General features: G+C 58.2%; 17 protein-coding genes. 11 read left to right on the forward strand and 6 right to left on the reverse strand.

From position 1 onward, the window contains the following. The first annotated feature begins 105 nt into the window (after positions 1-105). Positions 106-960 (forward strand): D-hexose-6-phosphate mutarotase, encoded by an 855-nt coding sequence (locus tag KGB06_RS03540; protein WP_223511886.1) that lies wholly within the window; start codon positions 106-108, stop codon positions 958-960. A gap of 140 nt (positions 961-1,100) precedes the next feature. On the opposite strand, the gene KGB06_RS03545 is transcribed toward KGB06_RS03540, so the two are convergent. Continuing rightward, positions 1,101-1,961, reverse strand: a complete 861-nt coding sequence (locus KGB06_RS03545) for a MurR/RpiR family transcriptional regulator (protein ID WP_177318169.1) — start codon at positions 1,959-1,961, stop codon at positions 1,101-1,103. 226 nt (positions 1,962-2,187) lie between these two features. Here KGB06_RS03545 and zwf point away from each other — a divergent pair, with 226 nt between their 5' ends. From zwf to KGB06_RS03565, 4 genes are all read left to right on the forward strand, one after another. Next, entirely contained in the window at positions 2,188-3,657 is a 1,470-nt protein-coding gene (gene zwf, locus KGB06_RS03550) for a glucose-6-phosphate dehydrogenase (protein WP_223511888.1), read from the forward strand. Then, positions 3,644-4,357 carry a 6-phosphogluconolactonase gene (gene pgl, locus KGB06_RS03555; protein ID WP_223511890.1) on the forward strand — a complete coding sequence of 238 codons (714 nt, stop codon included), beginning with the start codon at positions 3,644-3,646 and terminating at the stop codon, positions 4,355-4,357. The genes zwf and pgl overlap by 14 nt, the downstream gene beginning before the upstream one ends. Positions 4,358-4,374: 17 nt before the next feature. After that, the gene (locus KGB06_RS03560) at positions 4,375-5,040 is read left to right on the forward strand and encodes a bifunctional 4-hydroxy-2-oxoglutarate aldolase/2-dehydro-3-deoxy-phosphogluconate aldolase (protein ID WP_223511892.1); all 666 of its coding nucleotides are present in this window, start codon (positions 4,375-4,377) and stop codon (positions 5,038-5,040) included. A gap of 264 nt (positions 5,041-5,304) precedes the next feature. Continuing rightward, positions 5,305-6,030: an intradiol ring-cleavage dioxygenase gene (locus tag KGB06_RS03565; protein WP_223511893.1), complete on the forward strand. Its 726-nt coding sequence runs from the start codon at positions 5,305-5,307 to the stop codon at positions 6,028-6,030. A gap of 2 nt (positions 6,031-6,032) precedes the next feature. Here the strand turns inward: KGB06_RS03565 and KGB06_RS03570 are convergent, their stop codons facing one another. Both KGB06_RS03570 and KGB06_RS03575 read right to left on the reverse strand, forming a co-directional pair. Then, on the reverse strand, positions 6,033-7,214 hold the full coding sequence (locus KGB06_RS03570) for an aminotransferase class V-fold PLP-dependent enzyme (RefSeq protein ID WP_223511895.1): 1,182 nt from the start codon (positions 7,212-7,214) through the stop codon (positions 6,033-6,035). Positions 7,215-7,231: 17 nt separating this feature from the next. Continuing rightward, entirely contained in the window at positions 7,232-7,468 is a 237-nt protein-coding gene (locus KGB06_RS03575; RefSeq protein ID WP_007949456.1) for a DUF3820 family protein, read from the reverse strand. 204 nt (positions 7,469-7,672) lie between these two features. Here KGB06_RS03575 and KGB06_RS03580 point away from each other — a divergent pair, with 204 nt between their 5' ends. Next, positions 7,673-8,140 (forward strand): ferritin-like domain-containing protein, encoded by a 468-nt coding sequence (locus KGB06_RS03580; RefSeq protein WP_223511897.1) that lies wholly within the window; start codon positions 7,673-7,675, stop codon positions 8,138-8,140. A 123-nt stretch (positions 8,141-8,263) separates the two neighbouring features. Here the strand turns inward: KGB06_RS03580 and KGB06_RS03585 are convergent, their stop codons facing one another. Beyond that, the gene (locus KGB06_RS03585) at positions 8,264-8,734 is read right to left on the reverse strand and encodes a MaoC family dehydratase (RefSeq protein WP_223511899.1); all 471 of its coding nucleotides are present in this window, start codon (positions 8,732-8,734) and stop codon (positions 8,264-8,266) included. Positions 8,735-8,776: 42 nt separating this feature from the next. Beyond that, positions 8,777-9,721 (reverse strand): alpha/beta hydrolase, encoded by a 945-nt coding sequence (locus KGB06_RS03590; protein ID WP_223511901.1) that lies wholly within the window; start codon positions 9,719-9,721, stop codon positions 8,777-8,779. A 232-nt stretch (positions 9,722-9,953) separates the two neighbouring features. Between KGB06_RS03590 and fadD2 the strand changes: the two genes are divergently transcribed. Continuing rightward, complete coding sequence (gene fadD2, locus KGB06_RS03595) at positions 9,954-11,642, forward strand: long-chain-fatty-acid--CoA ligase FadD2 (protein ID WP_223511903.1); 1,689 nt, start codon at positions 9,954-9,956, stop codon at positions 11,640-11,642. Between the two features lie 385 nt (positions 11,643-12,027). Then, positions 12,028-13,728 (forward strand): long-chain-fatty-acid--CoA ligase FadD1, encoded by a 1,701-nt coding sequence (fadD1, locus tag KGB06_RS03600; protein WP_223511905.1) that lies wholly within the window; start codon positions 12,028-12,030, stop codon positions 13,726-13,728. A gap of 161 nt (positions 13,729-13,889) precedes the next feature. On the opposite strand, the gene KGB06_RS03605 is transcribed toward fadD1, so the two are convergent. Continuing rightward, on the reverse strand, positions 13,890-14,267 hold the full coding sequence (locus tag KGB06_RS03605) for a hypothetical protein (RefSeq protein ID WP_046032015.1): 378 nt from the start codon (positions 14,265-14,267) through the stop codon (positions 13,890-13,892). 417 nt (positions 14,268-14,684) lie between these two features. Between KGB06_RS03605 and KGB06_RS03610 the strand changes: the two genes are divergently transcribed. From KGB06_RS03610 to KGB06_RS03620, 3 genes are all read left to right on the forward strand, one after another. Continuing rightward, complete coding sequence (locus KGB06_RS03610) at positions 14,685-15,644, forward strand: YihY/virulence factor BrkB family protein (protein WP_223511907.1); 960 nt, start codon at positions 14,685-14,687, stop codon at positions 15,642-15,644. After that, on the forward strand, positions 15,641-16,180 hold the full coding sequence (gene def, locus KGB06_RS03615) for a peptide deformylase (protein ID WP_223511909.1): 540 nt from the start codon (positions 15,641-15,643) through the stop codon (positions 16,178-16,180). Before KGB06_RS03610 ends, def begins: the two co-directional genes overlap by 4 nt. A gap of 105 nt (positions 16,181-16,285) precedes the next feature. Next, the coding region (locus tag KGB06_RS03620) for a transposase (protein WP_223511913.1) at positions 16,286-16,452 on the forward strand (167 nt) is incomplete at its 3' end.

A 16,452-nucleotide genomic window follows, 5' to 3' on the forward strand; every position in this document is an offset into this window, starting at 1 on the left:
ATAAGCTCCCCTCTATGTGCGCATATTTGCGGACAGCCCAGGCTGTCCGCTTTTTTTTGGGGTGGGCGCGCCCCCGGTGACAGATGATTTTCAGGACCGCGGCACATGCATGAGCATCCGCTACAACGCTTCTTCAAATCCTTGCGTGAACGTCCGGTGTTTGCGTGGGAGCGCTATCAGAAGCGCGACGTGTTGGTGATCGACCATCCGCTGTGTCAGGCGGTGTTCAGTCGCCAGGGCGCGCAGTTGCTGCACTTTCAACCAACGGGTCAAAAACCCTGGCTCTGGTGCGCGGCGAAGTGGCCGCAGGTCGGTGCGATTCGTGGCGGCGTGCCCGTGTGCTGGCCGTGGTACGGCCGTCATCCGAGCGAAAATGCCTGGCCTTCCCATGGTTGGGCACGGTTGATCGACTGGAAGCTGCTCGACAGCAGCCATGACGACGATGGCGTGCGATTGCACTGGCAACTCCAGCTGTGCGACTGGCAAGTGGACCTGCATGCCCACCTTGGCGAGCGCATGGATTTGCGCCTGAGCACCGAGCATCAGGACAGCCTGCCGTGCCAATTGAGTCAGGCGTTGCACGCCTATTGGCGTATCGGTGACGTGGGAGAGGTAGCGCTGTCTGGGCTGGAGGGCGCGCAGGGTTATGACCACTTGAGCCGCCAGATGTGTCAGCAGGAAGGTGAGTTGCGGGTCGATGGCGGGTGCCAGAGGGTGTTCCAGCACGACGGCGAATTGCAGCTCAAGGACCACGCCTGGCAGCGTGAGTTATGCATCGATACCGGTGATCAGGCGGACACGGTGGTATGGCATCCAGGCTCGCGGCCATTGTTGGGTGTGAGCTGGAATGAGATTTCAGAGTTTGTGTGTGTGGAGGCGGCCAGCGGCGGCACCGACAGCCTGAGCCTGGCGCCGGGAGAGAGGGCGCATTTGAGTTTGCAGGCGCGGGTTGGGATTTAGTTCAAAATTTATGGTGTTGCGGCTGACGCCTTCGCGGGCAAGCCCGCTCCTACATTTGGAATGCATTCCCCTGTAGGAGCGGCGGTGCGACGATTCGACTTGCCCGCGAAGAGGCCCTGTCAGTCAGCGGAGATGTCGAATTAGTTGAACTCATCCCCAATCGGATACCGGCTCGCATTCAGGCTCTCTTTGATCTTGCGCAAATGTGGCTGGAAATCCACACCGCGACGCAAGGTCATGCCGGTCGCCAGCACGTCCAGCACGGTCAGTTGGATGATGCGCGAGGTCATCGGCATGTAGATGTCGGTGTCTTCCGGCAGTGGAATGTTCAGGCTTAGCGTACTGGCCTTGGCCAATGGCGATCCCTCGGCCGTCAGGCCCAGTACCGATGCACCGTTTTCACGGGCGATGCGCGCCACTTCCACCAGTTCGCGGGTGCGGCCGGTGTAGGAAATGATCACGAACAGCTCGCCGGTGTGCGCCACCGACGCAATCATGCGCTGCATCAGCACATCGGCGTGGGCGGTGACGGCCAGATTGAAACGGAAGAATTTGTGCTGCGCATCCAGCGCCACCGGGGCCGAGGCGCCGAGGCCGAAGAAGTGGATCTGCCGGGCCTGAATCAACAGATCGACGGCGCGGCTGATCAGGTTCGGGTCCAGCGCCTGCAAGGCACTGTCCAGAGAGGCGATGGCGCTGCCGAAAATCTTTTTTGTATACGCTTCAGGATTGTCATCAGCCTCGACCGCACGGCTGACATACGCCGCGCCACTGGCCAGGCTTTGGGCCAACTGAAGTTTGAGTTCCGGGTAGCCGCTGACGCCGAATGAACGGCAGAAGCGGTTGACCGTCGGCTCGCTGACCTTTGAGGCCTGGGCGAGCGCAGCGATGCTGAACCGGGTGGCCTGCTGTGGGTTGAGCAGGATCACTTCGGCGACTTTACGTTCAGCCTTGTTCAGGTCTTCAAGGCGGTTCTGGATCTGTTCCAGTAAATTTCGCACGCGGTCCATATATGTTCCTTGGGTCAGCAGCGCAAATTAGAGTTCGGCTATGCCAAAAGGGCCTTGGATGCGGCCCCAAACGGTGGCCTATCCTACTGATGGCTCCGACCGACCACCACTCGGAATCTGTATTTTGCGAAAATGTTGTGGTTATTACTACATTTTCTCTTGAGCGATGCCTTGAAAAAAGGTATTTGTAGCTTAACTTGATAAAAGAACAAACATCATGCCTTCGATTACGGTTGAACCGTGCACCTTTGCCTTGTTCGGCGCCCTCGGCGATCTGGCCTTGCGCAAGCTGTTTCCTGCCCTCTATCAACTCGATGGCGCAGGCCTTCTGCACGAGGATACGCGCATTATCGCGCTGGCCCGGGAGCCCGGCACTGAGCAGCAGCACCTGGCATTTATTGCCTCGGAGTTGCGTCGTTATGTGGGTGCCAAAGAGCTGGACGAAGCGGTGGCCGAGCGCTTTCTGGCTCGACTGAGCTACCTGCACGTCGACTTTCTCAACGCTGACGATTACATCGCCCTGGCGGAAATGGCCGGCAGCGCTCAGCGTGTGATTGCCTACTTTGCGACACCGGCTGCCGTTTACGGCGCGATTTGCGAGAACCTGGGCAAGGTCGGTATGACTGAAAACACCCGCGTGGTGCTGGAAAAACCCATCGGCTCGGACCTGGAATCCTCGCGCAAGGTCAACGACGCCGTGGCGCAGTTCTTCCCGGAAAACCGCACCTACCGTATCGACCATTACCTGGGCAAAGAGACGGTTCAAAACCTCATCGCGCTGCGTTTTGCCAATAGCCTGTTCGAAACCCAGTGGAACCAGAACTACATCTCCCATGTGGAAATCACTGTGGCCGAGAAGGTCGGGATCGAAGGCCGTTGGGGTTACTTCGACAAGGCCGGGCAGCTGCGGGACATGATCCAGAATCACCTGCTGCAACTGCTTTGCCTGATCGCCATGGACCCGCCGGCCGACCTGTCCGCCGACAGCATCCGCGACGAAAAAGTCAAAGTCCTCAAGGCGCTGGCGCCGATCAGCCCGGAAGGCCTGACCACTCAGGTGGTGCGTGGTCAGTACATCGCCGGCTACAGCGAAGGCAAGTCGGTCCCGGGTTACCTGGAAGAGCCGAACTCGAATACCCAGAGTGACACCGAAACCTTCGTCGCCTTGCGTGCCGATATCCGCAACTGGCGTTGGGCCGGTGTACCGTTTTACCTGCGGACCGGCAAGCGCATGCCGCAGAAACTGTCGCAGATCGTCATACACTTCAAGGAACCGTCGCATTACATCTTCGCTCCTGAGCAGCGTCTGCAAATCAGCAACAAGCTGATTATCCGCCTGCAACCGGACGAAGGCATTTCCTTGCGCGTGATGACGAAAGAACAAGGCCTGGACAAGGGCATGCAACTGCGCAGTGGTCCGTTGCAGCTGAACTTTTCCGACACGTATCGCAGCGCGCGGATTCCCGATGCCTACGAGCGGTTATTGCTGGAAGTGATGCGTGGCAATCAGAACCTGTTTGTCCGTAAAGATGAAATCGAAGCCGCGTGGAAGTGGTGTGACCAGTTGATCGCCGGGTGGAAAAAATCCGGTGATGCGCCCAAGCCGTACGCGGCCGGGTCCTGGGGGCCGATGAGCTCCATTGCTCTGATCACGCGGGATGGGAGGTCGTGGTATGGCGATATCTAAATTGAAACTGCCTCAGGGCGTCAGCGCCCATGGGTTCAAGAGCCCGGTGCTGCTGGCTGAAGCTTTGGCACTGACGGTCGCCAAGCAACTGAGCGATGCGATCGATACCCAAGGCACCGCCACGCTGGTGGTGTCCGGTGGTCGCAGTCCGGTGGCGTTTTTCCAGCATCTGGCCAAACAGGCGCTGGACTGGTCGAACGTGGTGGTCAGCCTGGCTGACGAGCGTTGGGTGCCGGTCGAACACGCCGACAGCAATGCCGGTTTGCTCAAGCGTTATCTGTTGCAAGGCCTGGCGGCGAAGGCGCAGTTTCTGAGTTTGTACAGCGCCAGCGCCAACCTTGAACAGGCTGCCGAGCAGGCCGACCGTTTGCTGTCCGAACTGCCGGTGATCGACGTGCTGGTGTTGGGCATGGGCGATGACGGCCATACCGCGTCGTTGTTCCCGAACAGCCCGAACCTGGCCGATGCCTTGAAAGCCGACGGTACACGTCGTTGCTACCCGATGCTGGCACCCACCGTGCCGCATCAGCGTTTGACCATGAGTCGTGCGCTGTTGGCCTCGGCCAAACACAAAGTTCTATCGATTTCCGGTCAGTCCAAACTGACCACCCTGAGTGCCGCATTGGCCGCCGACGATGTCGCCGCCATGCCGATTCGCGCGTTTTTGCAACCTACGTTAGAGATTTACTGGTGCCCATGAGCCAAGGAACAGCCGCTATGACATCCCCATCCCCGACCGTTTCCATGGCGGACAAAGTTGCCCTGATCGACAGCCTCTGCGCCAAGGCGCGGATTCTGCCGGTGATCACCATCGCTCGCGAACAGGACGTGCTGCCGCTGGCCGACGCCCTCGCCGCCGGTGGCCTGACCGCCCTGGAAGTGACCCTGCGTTCGCAGTTCGGCCTCAAGGCCATCCAGATCCTGCGCGAACAGCGCCCGGAACTGATGACCGGTGCCGGCACCGTGCTGGATCGCCACATGCTCGCCGCTGCCGAAGCGGCCGGCTCGCAGTTCATCGTCACGCCGGGCATCACCCGTGATTTGCTCGAAGCCAGCGTCAACAGCCCGATCCCGCTGTTGCCGGGGATCAGCAATGCCTCTGGCATCATGGAAGGCTATGGCCTGGGCTATCGCCGCTTTAAGCTGTTCCCGGCGGAAGTGAGCGGCGGCGTCGCCGCTATCAAGGCCCTGGGTGGTCCGTTCGGCGAAGTGAAATTCTGCCCGACGGGCGGCGTCGGCCCGGCCAACATCAAGAGCTACATGGCGTTGAAAAACGTGATGTGCGTGGGCGGTAGCTGGATGCTTGATCCCGAGTGGATCAAGAACGGCGACTGGGCCCGCATTCAGGAATGCACCGCCGAGGCATTGGCGCTGCTGGACTGATCAGCTTTACCTGACACTTCGTTGTGTGTTCTACGGCTTTACGGTGCACTTGGTCGGTGCACCGTTTTTTTTTGCCCGCAAAAAAAACGGGTGGGAGCGAGCCTGCTCGCGATAGCGGACTTTCATTCAACATTGATGTCGACTGACACACCGCAATCGCGAGCAGGCTCGCTCCCACAGGGGAAGATCAGGCGATACATAATTACCGCATCTCACCGCTCGCCCGACGTTAACCTGCGTTCATCTTATGGAAGAGAGAACGTCATGGACGACAACACCTCAGTTGCACCCTCACAACCGGTTTGCCTGCTGTCTCCCGAACAGATCGCCGGCCCGTATTTCCGTAACCCGAAACTGGTCAGGCGCAACATCAGCGAAGGCGCCGATGGCGTTCCCTTGGTGTTGCGCCTGGCAATCGTCGATGCCATGACTGGGCAGCCTGTCACGGGTGCGCTGGTCGATATCTGGCATTGCAACGCGCGTGGCGCCTATTCGGGTTGGAGCAAGAACGATCCGGACAAGGAAGTCGATGTCGATGAAATCGGCTCGATCCCGCGCACCGACGACGACACTTACCTGCGCGGCGGGCAATTCACGGACAAGCAAGGTGTCGTGCGGTTTACCACGATCTATCCGGGGTTCTACGCCGGTCGCGCGCTGCACATTCACGTCGCTGTGCGCATCACGGCCGGCAACAATTATCTGGAAGAACGGCATGTTGCCTGGGTCGGTCAGCTTTATTTTCCGCAGGTGGCTTCGCGGTCGGTACTGAACACCCGTGAGTACAGCGGTCGAAAGGCCTTGGCGCTGACCAACGCTGAAGACGTTTACTACAAGCAGCACGGCGGCGAAGCCTCGACCTTAAGCGTTCACACCCTCGCTCGGGACTCGAATGCAGATGGTTTTTTCGGTTTCACCACCATCGGCATCGACACCTTAGCGGTGTCATCGCACCTCAAGCCCGAGGACTTCGACAAATTCACCGTGTGACCTCAGCGCAGTTCGGTCAGCGCCCGGGCCAGCAGTTCCATGTGCGCGGCGGTGGTAGTCAGGCCTGGTGTGATGCGAATGCACGGGCCACTCGCGGCTCCGTTGCGCATCACGGTAAACAGGTTGTAGTCGCTGAGCAGCCGCTCGACCATGGGCTGTTGATCGACCTGTCTCGTGAAGCGCATCGACGTGATGCCGCAATACAGGCGAGGATCATCCGGCGTCATGACTTCGATCCCCGGGAGTTCGCGTACCGCGCTCACCCACAAATTGCGCAAGTAGTTGAGCCGGGCACCCTTGGCGGTGGATCCGCCCATGACGCGATGTTCCTCAAACACCAGCGGCAAGGTCAGCAGCGCCGGAATATTAGGTGTGCTGTGCGGCGTGCGTGCGCGAATGTCGGTGACCGGGAAACTCGTCTCGCCCATGTCCGGGTCGATGTCGGCCAGGCGCTCGGGGGCAATGTAGATGAACCCCAGCGTCAGCGGCGCACCGATCCATTTGTGCAGGTTGTAGCCGGCGAAGGAGATACCCAATTCATCGAGATTGAAGTCGATTTGTCCCAACGCATGAGCGCCGTCGAGGATCACATCGATCCCGTGTTCTTTGGCCGCGGCGGCAATCGCCTGCACCGGCATGACCAGACCGGTGCGGTGGGTGACGTGAGTCAGGGCCATCAGTTTGAGCTTGGGGTAACGCACAAACGCTTCGCGATAGCTGGCCAGCAAACTGTCGAAAGTGGCGGGGTGCGCATGGTCGATTTCGATCACCTCGACGCCGCGATTGCGCGCCAGCCAACGTATCGCCCCTTTTACGGTGTCGTATTCCAGATCGCAGATCAGCACCTGATCGCCCGGCTGAAGACGGTTGTAGTTGCGGATCAACGATTGCAAGCCGTCCGAGGCGTTGCGGGTCAGGGCCACAGAGTCGGCAGGTACGCCCACCAGTTCGGCCAATTGCGCGGTGATCTTCAGCGTTTCGCCCTGTTCGAACCGCTGGCGCACATACACCGAGTTACTGCGGTTGATGAACTCGATGTGGCGTTGGTATTCCTCAACCACCGTTCGCGACATGCGCCCGAAGTAACCGTTCTCCAGATTGATCGGGCCGGGTTCGACAGCATAGCGATCGGCAAAGATCTGCCAGAACGTTTCATCACGGGTGCGGCGGGTGTTATCGGGCATGGGCTACTCGGTCAGGATCAATGGCGGGGGGCAGGTTTGCCATGTTTGGCGCGCAGGGGCTCAAGCAATTCCGACAAGCCGTTGTGATCGATTTCCTGCATCAGGGCCAACAAGCCACCCAGTTCGCCATGAGGAAATCCTTCCCGGGCGAACCAGTTCAGGTACTGACCGGGCAGGTCGGCAATGATCCGGCCTTTGTATTTGCCGAAGGGCATTTCGCGGGTGATCAGCAGTTCGAGTTTTTCAGGGTTCATCAGTCGGTCGTCTTGATTCAATCGGTCTGGAAAATACAGGCATTCTGCATGCAGGCCAATTGACAGATCATGCAAAAAAAACGGATACAGATTTCGATATTTTAGATAACTAGTTGAAATATAAAGAATAAATTATCAGTTCGAAGCTGGCATGCAGGGTGCAACAGTCATTACATCTTTCATCAACCCGCGAGGAATTGAAAAATGGCCGACATGAATAAAGAAGCGATCTCTGTACTCAACGACCTGATTGAAACCAGCAAAGACGGTCAGGAAGGGTTCAAGACTTGCGCTGAAGACATCAAACACCCAGAACTCAAAACGCTGTTCGTTCAGCGTGCTGCCAACTGCGCCTCTGCCGCTTCCGAGCTGCAATCCGCCGTACGTTCGATGGGCGGTGATCCGCAAACGTCCACCAGTGTCAGCGGCGACTTGCACCGTCGTTGGGTTGACGTTAAATCGATGTTCACCGGCAAGGACGAAGAGGCTGTGCTGAACGAAGCCGAACGCGGTGAAGACCATGCACTGAAGGCTTACCGAGAAGCCATGGAGAAAATCAACAAACACAACCTGGTGGGTATTCGTGATCTGGTTGAACGCCAATACCACGGCGTGCAACGCAATCATGATCAGGTAAAAGCCCTGCGCAACCAGGCTCGCGCACGCTCGTAAGTTTCACTGAAAAAACTGTGGGAGCGAGCCTGCTCGCGAAGAGGTCGTGTCGGCAACATCATCGTTGCCTGACACTGCGCATTCGCGAGCAGGCTCGCTCCCACAATGGTTTTGCCCGGTCGATTAGCCGATGCTGATTGCCGGCAATTTTGGCAACGTCACGGTCAGCTGCTTGCGCGGCGCCAGGATCTCCGCTTCTCCATCCACGACCAATTCATCACGCTGGTTAAACACGCGCGTGGCAATGCGCACACGAAACTTCGGCATTTTCTCGAGGATTTCCAGACGCACGGTCAAGGTGTCGCCAATCTTCACCGGCTTCTGAAAGCTCATTTGCTGGCCAATATAAATAGTCCCCGGCCCAGGCAGCTCACAGGCTACGGCGGCACTGATCAGTGCGCCACTGAACATGCCATGCGCGATGCGCTCCTTGAACATGGTGCCTGCCGCGAACTCGGCGTCCAGGTGTACCGGGTTGTGGTCGCCGGACATGGCGGCGAATAATTGAATGTCGCGCTCTTCGACGGTCTTGCTGTAGCTGGCGGTCTGGCCGACTTCGAGGGCTTCATAAGGGGTGTTGGTAACCTGGGTCATCAGTTTCAATTCCTGTCACGAATAAATAAATTCACAAAAAAACTATTCCGACCGGGGTGGCCGGCGGTGGCTGAGCGCCTCGGCGATCCACTGCAACACGTCGTTGACCACTTCATCGCGATTGCTCTCGTTGAAGAGTTCATGCCGCGCCTGGGGGTAAATCGTCAGGTGCAGGTTCTGGCTACCTGCCGCGCGCAAGGCGTCGGCCAGATCTTTCAGACGTTTGCCTTCGCTCACCGGATCACATTCGCCACCAATCACCAGCAGCGGCAGGCCCGGATCGATCTGCGCGAGATTGGACGCTTTGCTGATTTGCTGCAACCCACCCAGCAAATCGATCCACATCTGGTTGGTGCAGCGAAAGCCGCAGAGCGGGTCGTTGGCGTACAAATCCACTTCTGCCGGGTCGCGACTAAGCCAGTCGAATCGGGTGCGTGCCGGTTTGAACTGTTTGTTGAATGATCCGAAGGACAGCCATTCGATCAGCGCACTGCGCCCCTTGGGCCCTTGGCGCAACTTTTCCAAACGGGCGATCTGTCGTGCCGCGCGATAGAGCGCCACGGGCTGGAAATTGGAGCCGCTGAGCACCGCGCCGTGCAGGCTGGCGCTGTGATGCAGCAAATAGGCCTGCGCGATGTAACTGCCCATGCTGTGACCGAGCAACACGATGGGCACGCCAGGATGCTGTTGGCCAATGTGTTGGTTGAGACAGGCCATGTCGCCGACGACTTTGCACCAGCCATCATCATCGGCGAAATGTCCGAGAGTACCGTTTTCGGCAGTTTTGCCATGTCCGCGCAAATCCGGTGCGTACACGCCGTAACCCTGCTCGCAGAATTTTTCGGCCAATCGGGCGTAACGAGCGCTGTGCTCAGCCATGCCATGGGCCAGCAGGATCACGGCTTTTAAGGGCGAGGCGGGCAGCCACTGATTGACGAAAAGGCGGCTGTGGTCCATCGCGGTCAGCCAGAACGTGGTGTGGATCATGGCGATTCCTTTGCATGGGGCTGCATGTGGCATGGGCGTGGTTGCATTGTATAGCGCATCCCGTGCTCGCCGTCTGATCAGGTCATGCCACGGCTGGAAGATTCACACGGTCAATGACGGCGTCGGCTGTATTTGCCTGAATCGCCATAACTGCTAGTGTCCGTGAAGCCCGCTTTTTTCAGAAGTGACAGAAAAGCGACCCGGATAGGCTCAGGTAAAGAGGACAAGAATAATGCAACCTGAATTCTGGAATGACAAACGCCCGGCCGGCGTGCCCCTGAACATAGACCTTGGGGCCTATAAGTCGGTGATTGAGGTGTTCGAGCGTTCCTGCAAGAAATTTGCTGACCGCCCGGCATTCAGCAACATGGGCGTGACCCTGACCTACGCCGAACTGGAACGCCAGAGCCTGGCATTCGCCGCTTACCTGCAAGCCCACACCGACCTGGTGCCGGGGGATCGCATTGCGGTGCAGATGCCCAACGTCCTGCATTATCCGATTGCCGTCTTCGGTGCCTTGCGCGCCGGGCTGATTGTGGTCAACACCAACCCGTTGTACACCGCGCGGGAGATGCGTCATCAATTCAAGGATTCCGGCGCCCGGGCACTGGTGTACCTGAACATGTTCGGGCAGAAAATCCAGGAAGTGCTGCCCGACACCGACATCCAGTACCTGATCGAAGCGAAAATGGGCGACTTGATGCCGACCGCCAAGGGTTGGCTGGTCAATACCATGGTCAGCAAGGTCAAAAAAATGGTCCCGGCGTATTCGTTGCCGCAGGCCATTTCGTTCAAGAACGCGCTGCGCATGGGGCGTGGCCTGGGGATCAAACCGCTGAAAGTCGGCCTCGACGACATCGCCGTTCTGCAATACACCGGCGGCACCACCGGTTTGGCCAAGGGCGCCATGCTGACCCACGGCAATCTCGTGGCGAACATGCAACAGGCGCGGGCGTGCCTGGGGCAGTTCGGCGCTGACGGTCAGTCACTGCTGCGTGAAGGGCAGGAGGTGATGATCGCGCCGCTGCCGCTGTACCACATCTATGCCTTCACGGCGAACTGCATGTGCATGATGGTGACCGGCAACCACAACGTGCTGATCACCAATCCGCGAGACATTGGCGGCTTCATCAAGGAGCTGAAAAACTGGCGTTTCTCGGCGTTGCTGGGGCTCAACACGCTGTTCGTCGCGTTGATGGATCACCCGGACTTCAAGACCCTGGACTTCTCCAGTCTCAAGCTGACCAACTCCGGCGGCACAGCGTTGGTCAAGGCCACCGCCGAGCGCTGGCAGCAAATGACCGGTTGCCGCATCACCGAAGGTTACGGCCTGACCGAAACGTCACCGGTGGCATGCACCAACCCTTACGGCGACCAATCGCGCATTGGCACGGTCGGTCTGCCGGTGCCGGGCACCGCGCTGAAAGTGATCAACGATGAAGGCGTCGAGCAGCCGTTGGGTGAGCGTGGTGAACTGTGCATCAAAGGCCCTCAGATCATGAAGGGCTACTGGCAGAAACCCGAGGCCACCGCTGAAGTGCTGGATGCCGAGGGTTGGTTCAAGTCCGGTGACATCGCGGTGATCGACCCGGACGGTTTTGTGCGCATCGTCGATCGCAAGAAAGACATGATTATCGTCTCGGGTTTCAACGTGTACCCGAACGAGATCGAAGACGTGGTCATGGCTCATCCGAACGTCGCCAACTGCGCGGTCATCGGTGTGCCGGACGAGCGTTCGGGCGAGGCGGTGAAGTTGTTTGTGGTGGCCCGTGAAGCCGGGGTCAGCGTTGAAGAGCTGAAGGTTTTCTGCAAGGAAAACTTCACGGCGTACAAAGTGCCCAAGCACATCGTGTTGCGTGAGTCGTTGCCGATGACGCCGGTGGGCAAGATTCTGCGGCGGGAGTTGCGCGATATCGCGTAGGTGTTGCATGGCCGCGCTTCGCGCGGATCGCGGGCAAGCCTCGCTCCTACAGGTTTAATGTTGTCCACATAGAATGTGAACGACACGGAACCTGTAGGAGCAAGGCTTGCCCGCGATGCTTTTAAGGATCTGGAAATCCCTGGATTCAGGGGCTTTCACGTCGCTATAGAATCTTTGCTCTAAAATGACCGCCGGAAGTTCTTGAGTCATATTTGTGACCGTAGAGGCCGCTTTTGGCTCTGGTCGACCCTTGGCAAAGCTGCTACTCTCGGCGCGCTTTGTGACTTCTCGGCCTAGTAAAAAGCCAGACTCACCATTGAACAAACACCAATAATAATCGCATCAAATGCGGTGCTGAATTCGCGTTGCTGAGGAGTGGGCTTCCATGATCGAAGACTTTTGGAAGGATAAGTACCCAGCTGGGATCGCTGCCGAGATCAATCCAGACGAGTACCCGAATATTCAGGCAGTGTTGAAGCAATCCTGCCAACGCTTCGCCAACAAGCCGGCATTCAGCAACCTGGGCAAAACAATCACCTACGGTGAACTGTACGAATTGTCCGGTGCCTTTGCCGCTTACCTGCAACAGCATACCGACTTGCAGCCGGGCGATCGAATCGCCGTGCAATTGCCTAACGTGCTGCAGTACCCGGTTGCCGTCTTTGGCGCCATCCGCGCCGGTCTGATCGTGGTCAACACCAACCCGCTGTACACCGCGCGGGAAATGGAACACCAGTTCAACGACTCCGGTGCCAAAGCTCTGGTCTGCCTGGCGAACATGGCCCATCTGGCCGAGATCGTCGTGCCGAAAACCGGCGTCAAGCATGTGATCGTCACTGAAGTGGCCGACCTGTTGCCGCCACTCAAGCGTCTGTTGGTCAACAGTGTCATCAAGTACGTGAAGAAGATGGTCCCGGCGTATCACTTGCCCAAAGCCATCAAGTTCAACGACGTGTTGAGCAAGGGCCATGGCCAGCCAGTGGCTGAAGCCAACCCGGCCAGCAGCGATGTCGCTGTGCTGCAATACACCGGCGGCACCACCGGCGTGGCGAAAGGGGCGATGCTGACCCACCGCAACCTCGTGGCGAACATGCTGCAATGCAAGGCGCTGATGGGCTCCAACCTCAATGAAGGTTGCGAGATCCTGATCACGCCGCTGCCGCTGTACCACATCTATGCGTTCACCTTTCATTGCATGGCGATGATGCTGATCGGCAACCACAACATCCTGATCAGCAACCCGCGCGACCTGCCGGCGATGGTCAAGGAACTGTCGAAGTGGAAGTTCAGCGGTTTCGTCGGCCTCAACACCTTGTTTGTGGCCCTGTGCAATAACGAAGGTTTCCGCAAGCTGGACTTCTCGGCGCTGAAAATCACCCTGTCCGGTGGCATGGCCCTGCAACTGGCCGCCGCCGAACGCTGGAAAGCGGTCACCGGTTGCGCCATCTGCGAAGGTTACGGCATGACCGAAACCAGCCCGGTGGCCACCGTCAACCCGATCCAGAACATCCAGATCGGCACCATCGGTATCCCGGTTCCATCGACTCGCTGCAAAGTCATTGACGATGCCGGCGTGGAGCAGCCGCTGGGTGAAATCGGCGAACTGTGCGTGAAAGGCCCGCAGGTCATGAAGGGTTACTGGCAGCGCCAGGACGCCACCGATGAAATGCTCGACAGCGAAGGCTGGTTGAAGACCGGTGACATTGCGCTGATCCAGCCGGATGGCTACATGCGCATTGTCGATCGCAAGAAAGACATGATCCTGGTCTCCGGTTTCAACGTGTACCCGAACGAACTGGAAGACGTGCTCGCGACCCTGCCGGGCGTGCTGCAATGCGCGGCCATTGGCGTGCCGGACGAGAAATCGGGCGAGGCGATCAAGATCTTCATCGTTGCCAAACCCGGCGTGACGCTGACCAAAGAGCAAGTGATGGAGCACATGCGTGCGAACGTCACCGGCTACAAGGTGCCGCGAGCCGTCGAGTTCCGCGATGCGCTGCCGACCACCAACGTCGGCAAGATTCTGCGCCGAGAACTGCGCGATGAAGAACTGAAGAAAATCGCCGCGAAAAAGGTCGGCGCGTAACAAACAAAAGCCCCGCAGATGCGGGGCTTTTTGTTGGATGACAAGAAAAACTCAGGGGTTGTCAGACCGCTATCGCGAGCAGGCTCGCTCCCACATTGGTTTTGTGAGCGCCGCAGATCCCCTGTGGGAGCGAGCCTGCTCGCGAAGCTTTTGCTTTTGGCTTACAGACGGAACGGCGCGAAATTGACGTTGGTACCCGCCGGGCGCATGTCTTGCAGGTACGAGTCCTTGTCGGCACTCAGCTCCAGGCTCAATGCAGCCTTGCGCTTGCCTTCATTACGCACCACCAGACCTTCAAGCTTCTCGCGCAGGAACACGGTCGGCACTTTCAGGTGCAGCAGTTCGTCGGTGTCCGGCGTGTGCATCAGCAAGTGAACCCATTCGTACTGACCAACGGCCAGGCGCGCGACCGGGATATCGAACCACCAGATGTTGCGGTTGCGGTTCAATTCGGTGAAATGGCAGTTGTTGACGCCAAGCACGGCACCGCCAAGTTCCTGGTTTCTGCGGGCAATGGCCTGCTTTTTATCGAGTTTCATAACATTCCTACGGGATTGGATCTTCAGCGCCATGGCCTGAATACGTTGCGCATTCTCGGGGGTTGGTCGCTAAACATAAAGCCCAACCTGCCGAGATCGACAAAATGTGCGGTACAAAATAAATGAAACTCCGCGCAAACGCCTCCGGTCAATCCTTGTATTACGACTTTTCTCATTGAATTGTTCACAGGAGAAACACCATGAGCAGCACTGGCGATAAAGTAAAAGGCATCGACAACGCTTGATCTGGCCTTTGACGATGATCAGGGTCGGCCATCCACGGATGGCCGTTTTTGTGTCAGCCTGAACTTGAACACGGAAATTGTTTCAAAGTCGCCAAGTAGGCTACTTTGATGTAGAAAACGGCCCCTGAGTCGCCACGACTGACTCCCGATCTTGCGGCGAAAGGAGACGCTAATGATTTTCCCGGACATGAAAGGTCTGCCCCTGCACCGTGTGATGATGCGCACGGTCACCGAGTTCATCGACGATGAAATGTCGACCTATGCCTCGGCGCTGGCCTATCAGATGTTGTTCTCGTTGTTTCCCTTCATCCTTTTCCTGATTGCCCTGATCGGTTTCCTGCACCTGCCGGATTTTTTCTCCTGGCTGCGCCTGCAATCGGAACTGGTCTTGCCGCCCCAGGCGCTGGAACAGGTGAACCCGGTGATTGACCAGCTCCAGCAATCCAAGGGGGGGCTGCTCTCGGTGGGTATCGTGATTGCGCTGTATACCGCCTCCGCCGGTGTGCGGCTGATGATGAGCGCGATGAACGCAGCCTACGATGTGGTCGAAGGCCGGCCGGCGTGGAAGCGCTTCCCGCTGTCGATCATCTACACCGTCGGCATCGCCGGGATGCTGTTGATCGCCGCCGCGCTGATGGTGCTCGGCCCGCAGGTGATGGGCTGGATCGCCTCGCAAGTCGGCCTCGAAGACTTCATTGTGACCCTCTGGACCATCATGCGCTGGCCGGTGGTCGTGATTCTGTTGATGGTCGCGGTGGCGCTGATTTATTACGTCATGCCGGACGTCAAACAAGAGTTTCGTTTCATCACGCCGGGGTCGGTGCTGGCGGTGGTGGTGTGGATCCTCGCCTCCGTGGGCTTCGGTCTGTACGTCAAAACGTTTGCCGACTACAACGCCATGTATGGCAGTATCGGTGCGATCATCGTGCTGTTGCTGTACTTCTACATTTCCTCCGCGGTGTTGTTGCTCGGCGCGGAGATGAATGCGGTGATCGAACACATGTCGAGGGAGGGCAAGGACCCCGGCGAAAAGTACCCTGGCGAGCCCGGCCATGACCATCAAAAACACCACGTTTCGGGACTGGGGCGCGATCACTCGGTCCATCCCTCCACTGACGAAGTCATCAAATGATCCGTGAAATTCTGAAAATGGGTGATGAGCGCCTGCTGCGCATTGCCCCGCCGGTTCCGGCCGAGATGTTCGACAGCCCCGAGTTGTGGCAGTTGATCGACGACATGTTCCAGACCATGGAAAGCGTCGGTGGCGTTGGCCTGGCTGCGCCGCAGATCGGTGTCGACCTGCAACTGGTGATCTTCGGTTTTGAGCACAGTGAGCGGTATCCGGACGCCGAAGCGGTGCCGCAAACCATTCTGATCAATCCGCTGATCACGCCGTTGAGCCCGACGCTGGAAGAGGGTTTTGAAGGTTGCTTGTCCGTGCCGGGCCTGCGCGGCGCCGTGGAACGTTACCAGCAGATTCGTTACGAAGGTGTCGACCCCAAGGGCCAGCCCATCGTGCGCATCGCTTCAGGGTTCCATGCGCGTGTGGTGCAGCATGAATGCGATCACCTGATCGGCCGCTTGTATCCGTCGCGGATTACCGACTTCAGCAAGTTCGGGTTTACCGAGGTCATGTTCCCCGATCTCGATCCCAACGCCGACGACTAAGCATCCACCGCCAAACCCTGTAGGAGTGAGCTTGATCTGGCCTAATGAAATTGGACACATCAATAGGGCGCTATGATGGCGCCCAAATCTAAGGTGTGCATGATGATGCGAAAGTCCTATTCCAGCGAGTTCAAGCTCAATGCTGCAAGCATGGTGCTTGATGAAGACCAGCCCATTCTTGAGGTCTGCGCCAACTTCGATATCGGCCCTACTGCGTTGCGCCGCTGGGTCGAGCAGGTCAGGAAAGAACGTGCAGGCTCGACGCTAGCGGG

It is taken from the genome of Pseudomonas sp. GL-B-19 (assembly GCF_019956415.1).
In the GTDB taxonomy this organism is placed as follows: domain Bacteria; phylum Pseudomonadota; class Gammaproteobacteria; order Pseudomonadales; family Pseudomonadaceae; genus Aquipseudomonas.

What these genes read in the sequence shown, in the direction of transcription:
- KGB06_RS03540 (WP_223511886.1), top strand. Translation starts at nt 106, where the DNA reads ATGCATGAGCATCCGCTACAACGCTTCTTCAAATCCTTGCGTGAACGT.
- zwf (WP_223511888.1), top strand. Translation starts at nt 2,188, where the DNA reads ATGCCTTCGATTACGGTTGAACCGTGCACCTTTGCCTTGTTCGGCGCC.
- pgl (WP_223511890.1), top strand. Translation starts at nt 3,644, where the DNA reads ATGGCGATATCTAAATTGAAACTGCCTCAGGGCGTCAGCGCCCATGGG.
- KGB06_RS03560 (WP_223511892.1), top strand. Translation starts at nt 4,375, where the DNA reads ATGACATCCCCATCCCCGACCGTTTCCATGGCGGACAAAGTTGCCCTG.
- KGB06_RS03565 (WP_223511893.1), top strand. Translation starts at nt 5,305, where the DNA reads ATGGACGACAACACCTCAGTTGCACCCTCACAACCGGTTTGCCTGCTG.
- KGB06_RS03570 (WP_223511895.1), bottom strand. Translation starts at nt 7,214, where the DNA reads ATGCCCGATAACACCCGCCGCACCCGTGATGAAACGTTCTGGCAGATC.
- KGB06_RS03575 (WP_007949456.1), bottom strand. Translation starts at nt 7,468, where the DNA reads ATGAACCCTGAAAAACTCGAACTGCTGATCACCCGCGAAATGCCCTTC.
- KGB06_RS03580 (WP_223511897.1), top strand. Translation starts at nt 7,673, where the DNA reads ATGGCCGACATGAATAAAGAAGCGATCTCTGTACTCAACGACCTGATT.
- KGB06_RS03585 (WP_223511899.1), bottom strand. Translation starts at nt 8,734, where the DNA reads ATGACCCAGGTTACCAACACCCCTTATGAAGCCCTCGAAGTCGGCCAG.
- KGB06_RS03590 (WP_223511901.1), bottom strand. Translation starts at nt 9,721, where the DNA reads ATGATCCACACCACGTTCTGGCTGACCGCGATGGACCACAGCCGCCTT.
- fadD2 (WP_223511903.1), top strand. Translation starts at nt 9,954, where the DNA reads ATGCAACCTGAATTCTGGAATGACAAACGCCCGGCCGGCGTGCCCCTG.
- fadD1 (WP_223511905.1), top strand. Translation starts at nt 12,028, where the DNA reads ATGATCGAAGACTTTTGGAAGGATAAGTACCCAGCTGGGATCGCTGCC.
- KGB06_RS03605 (WP_046032015.1), bottom strand. Translation starts at nt 14,267, where the DNA reads ATGAAACTCGATAAAAAGCAGGCCATTGCCCGCAGAAACCAGGAACTT.
- KGB06_RS03610 (WP_223511907.1), top strand. Translation starts at nt 14,685, where the DNA reads ATGATTTTCCCGGACATGAAAGGTCTGCCCCTGCACCGTGTGATGATG.
- def (WP_223511909.1), top strand. Translation starts at nt 15,641, where the DNA reads ATGATCCGTGAAATTCTGAAAATGGGTGATGAGCGCCTGCTGCGCATT.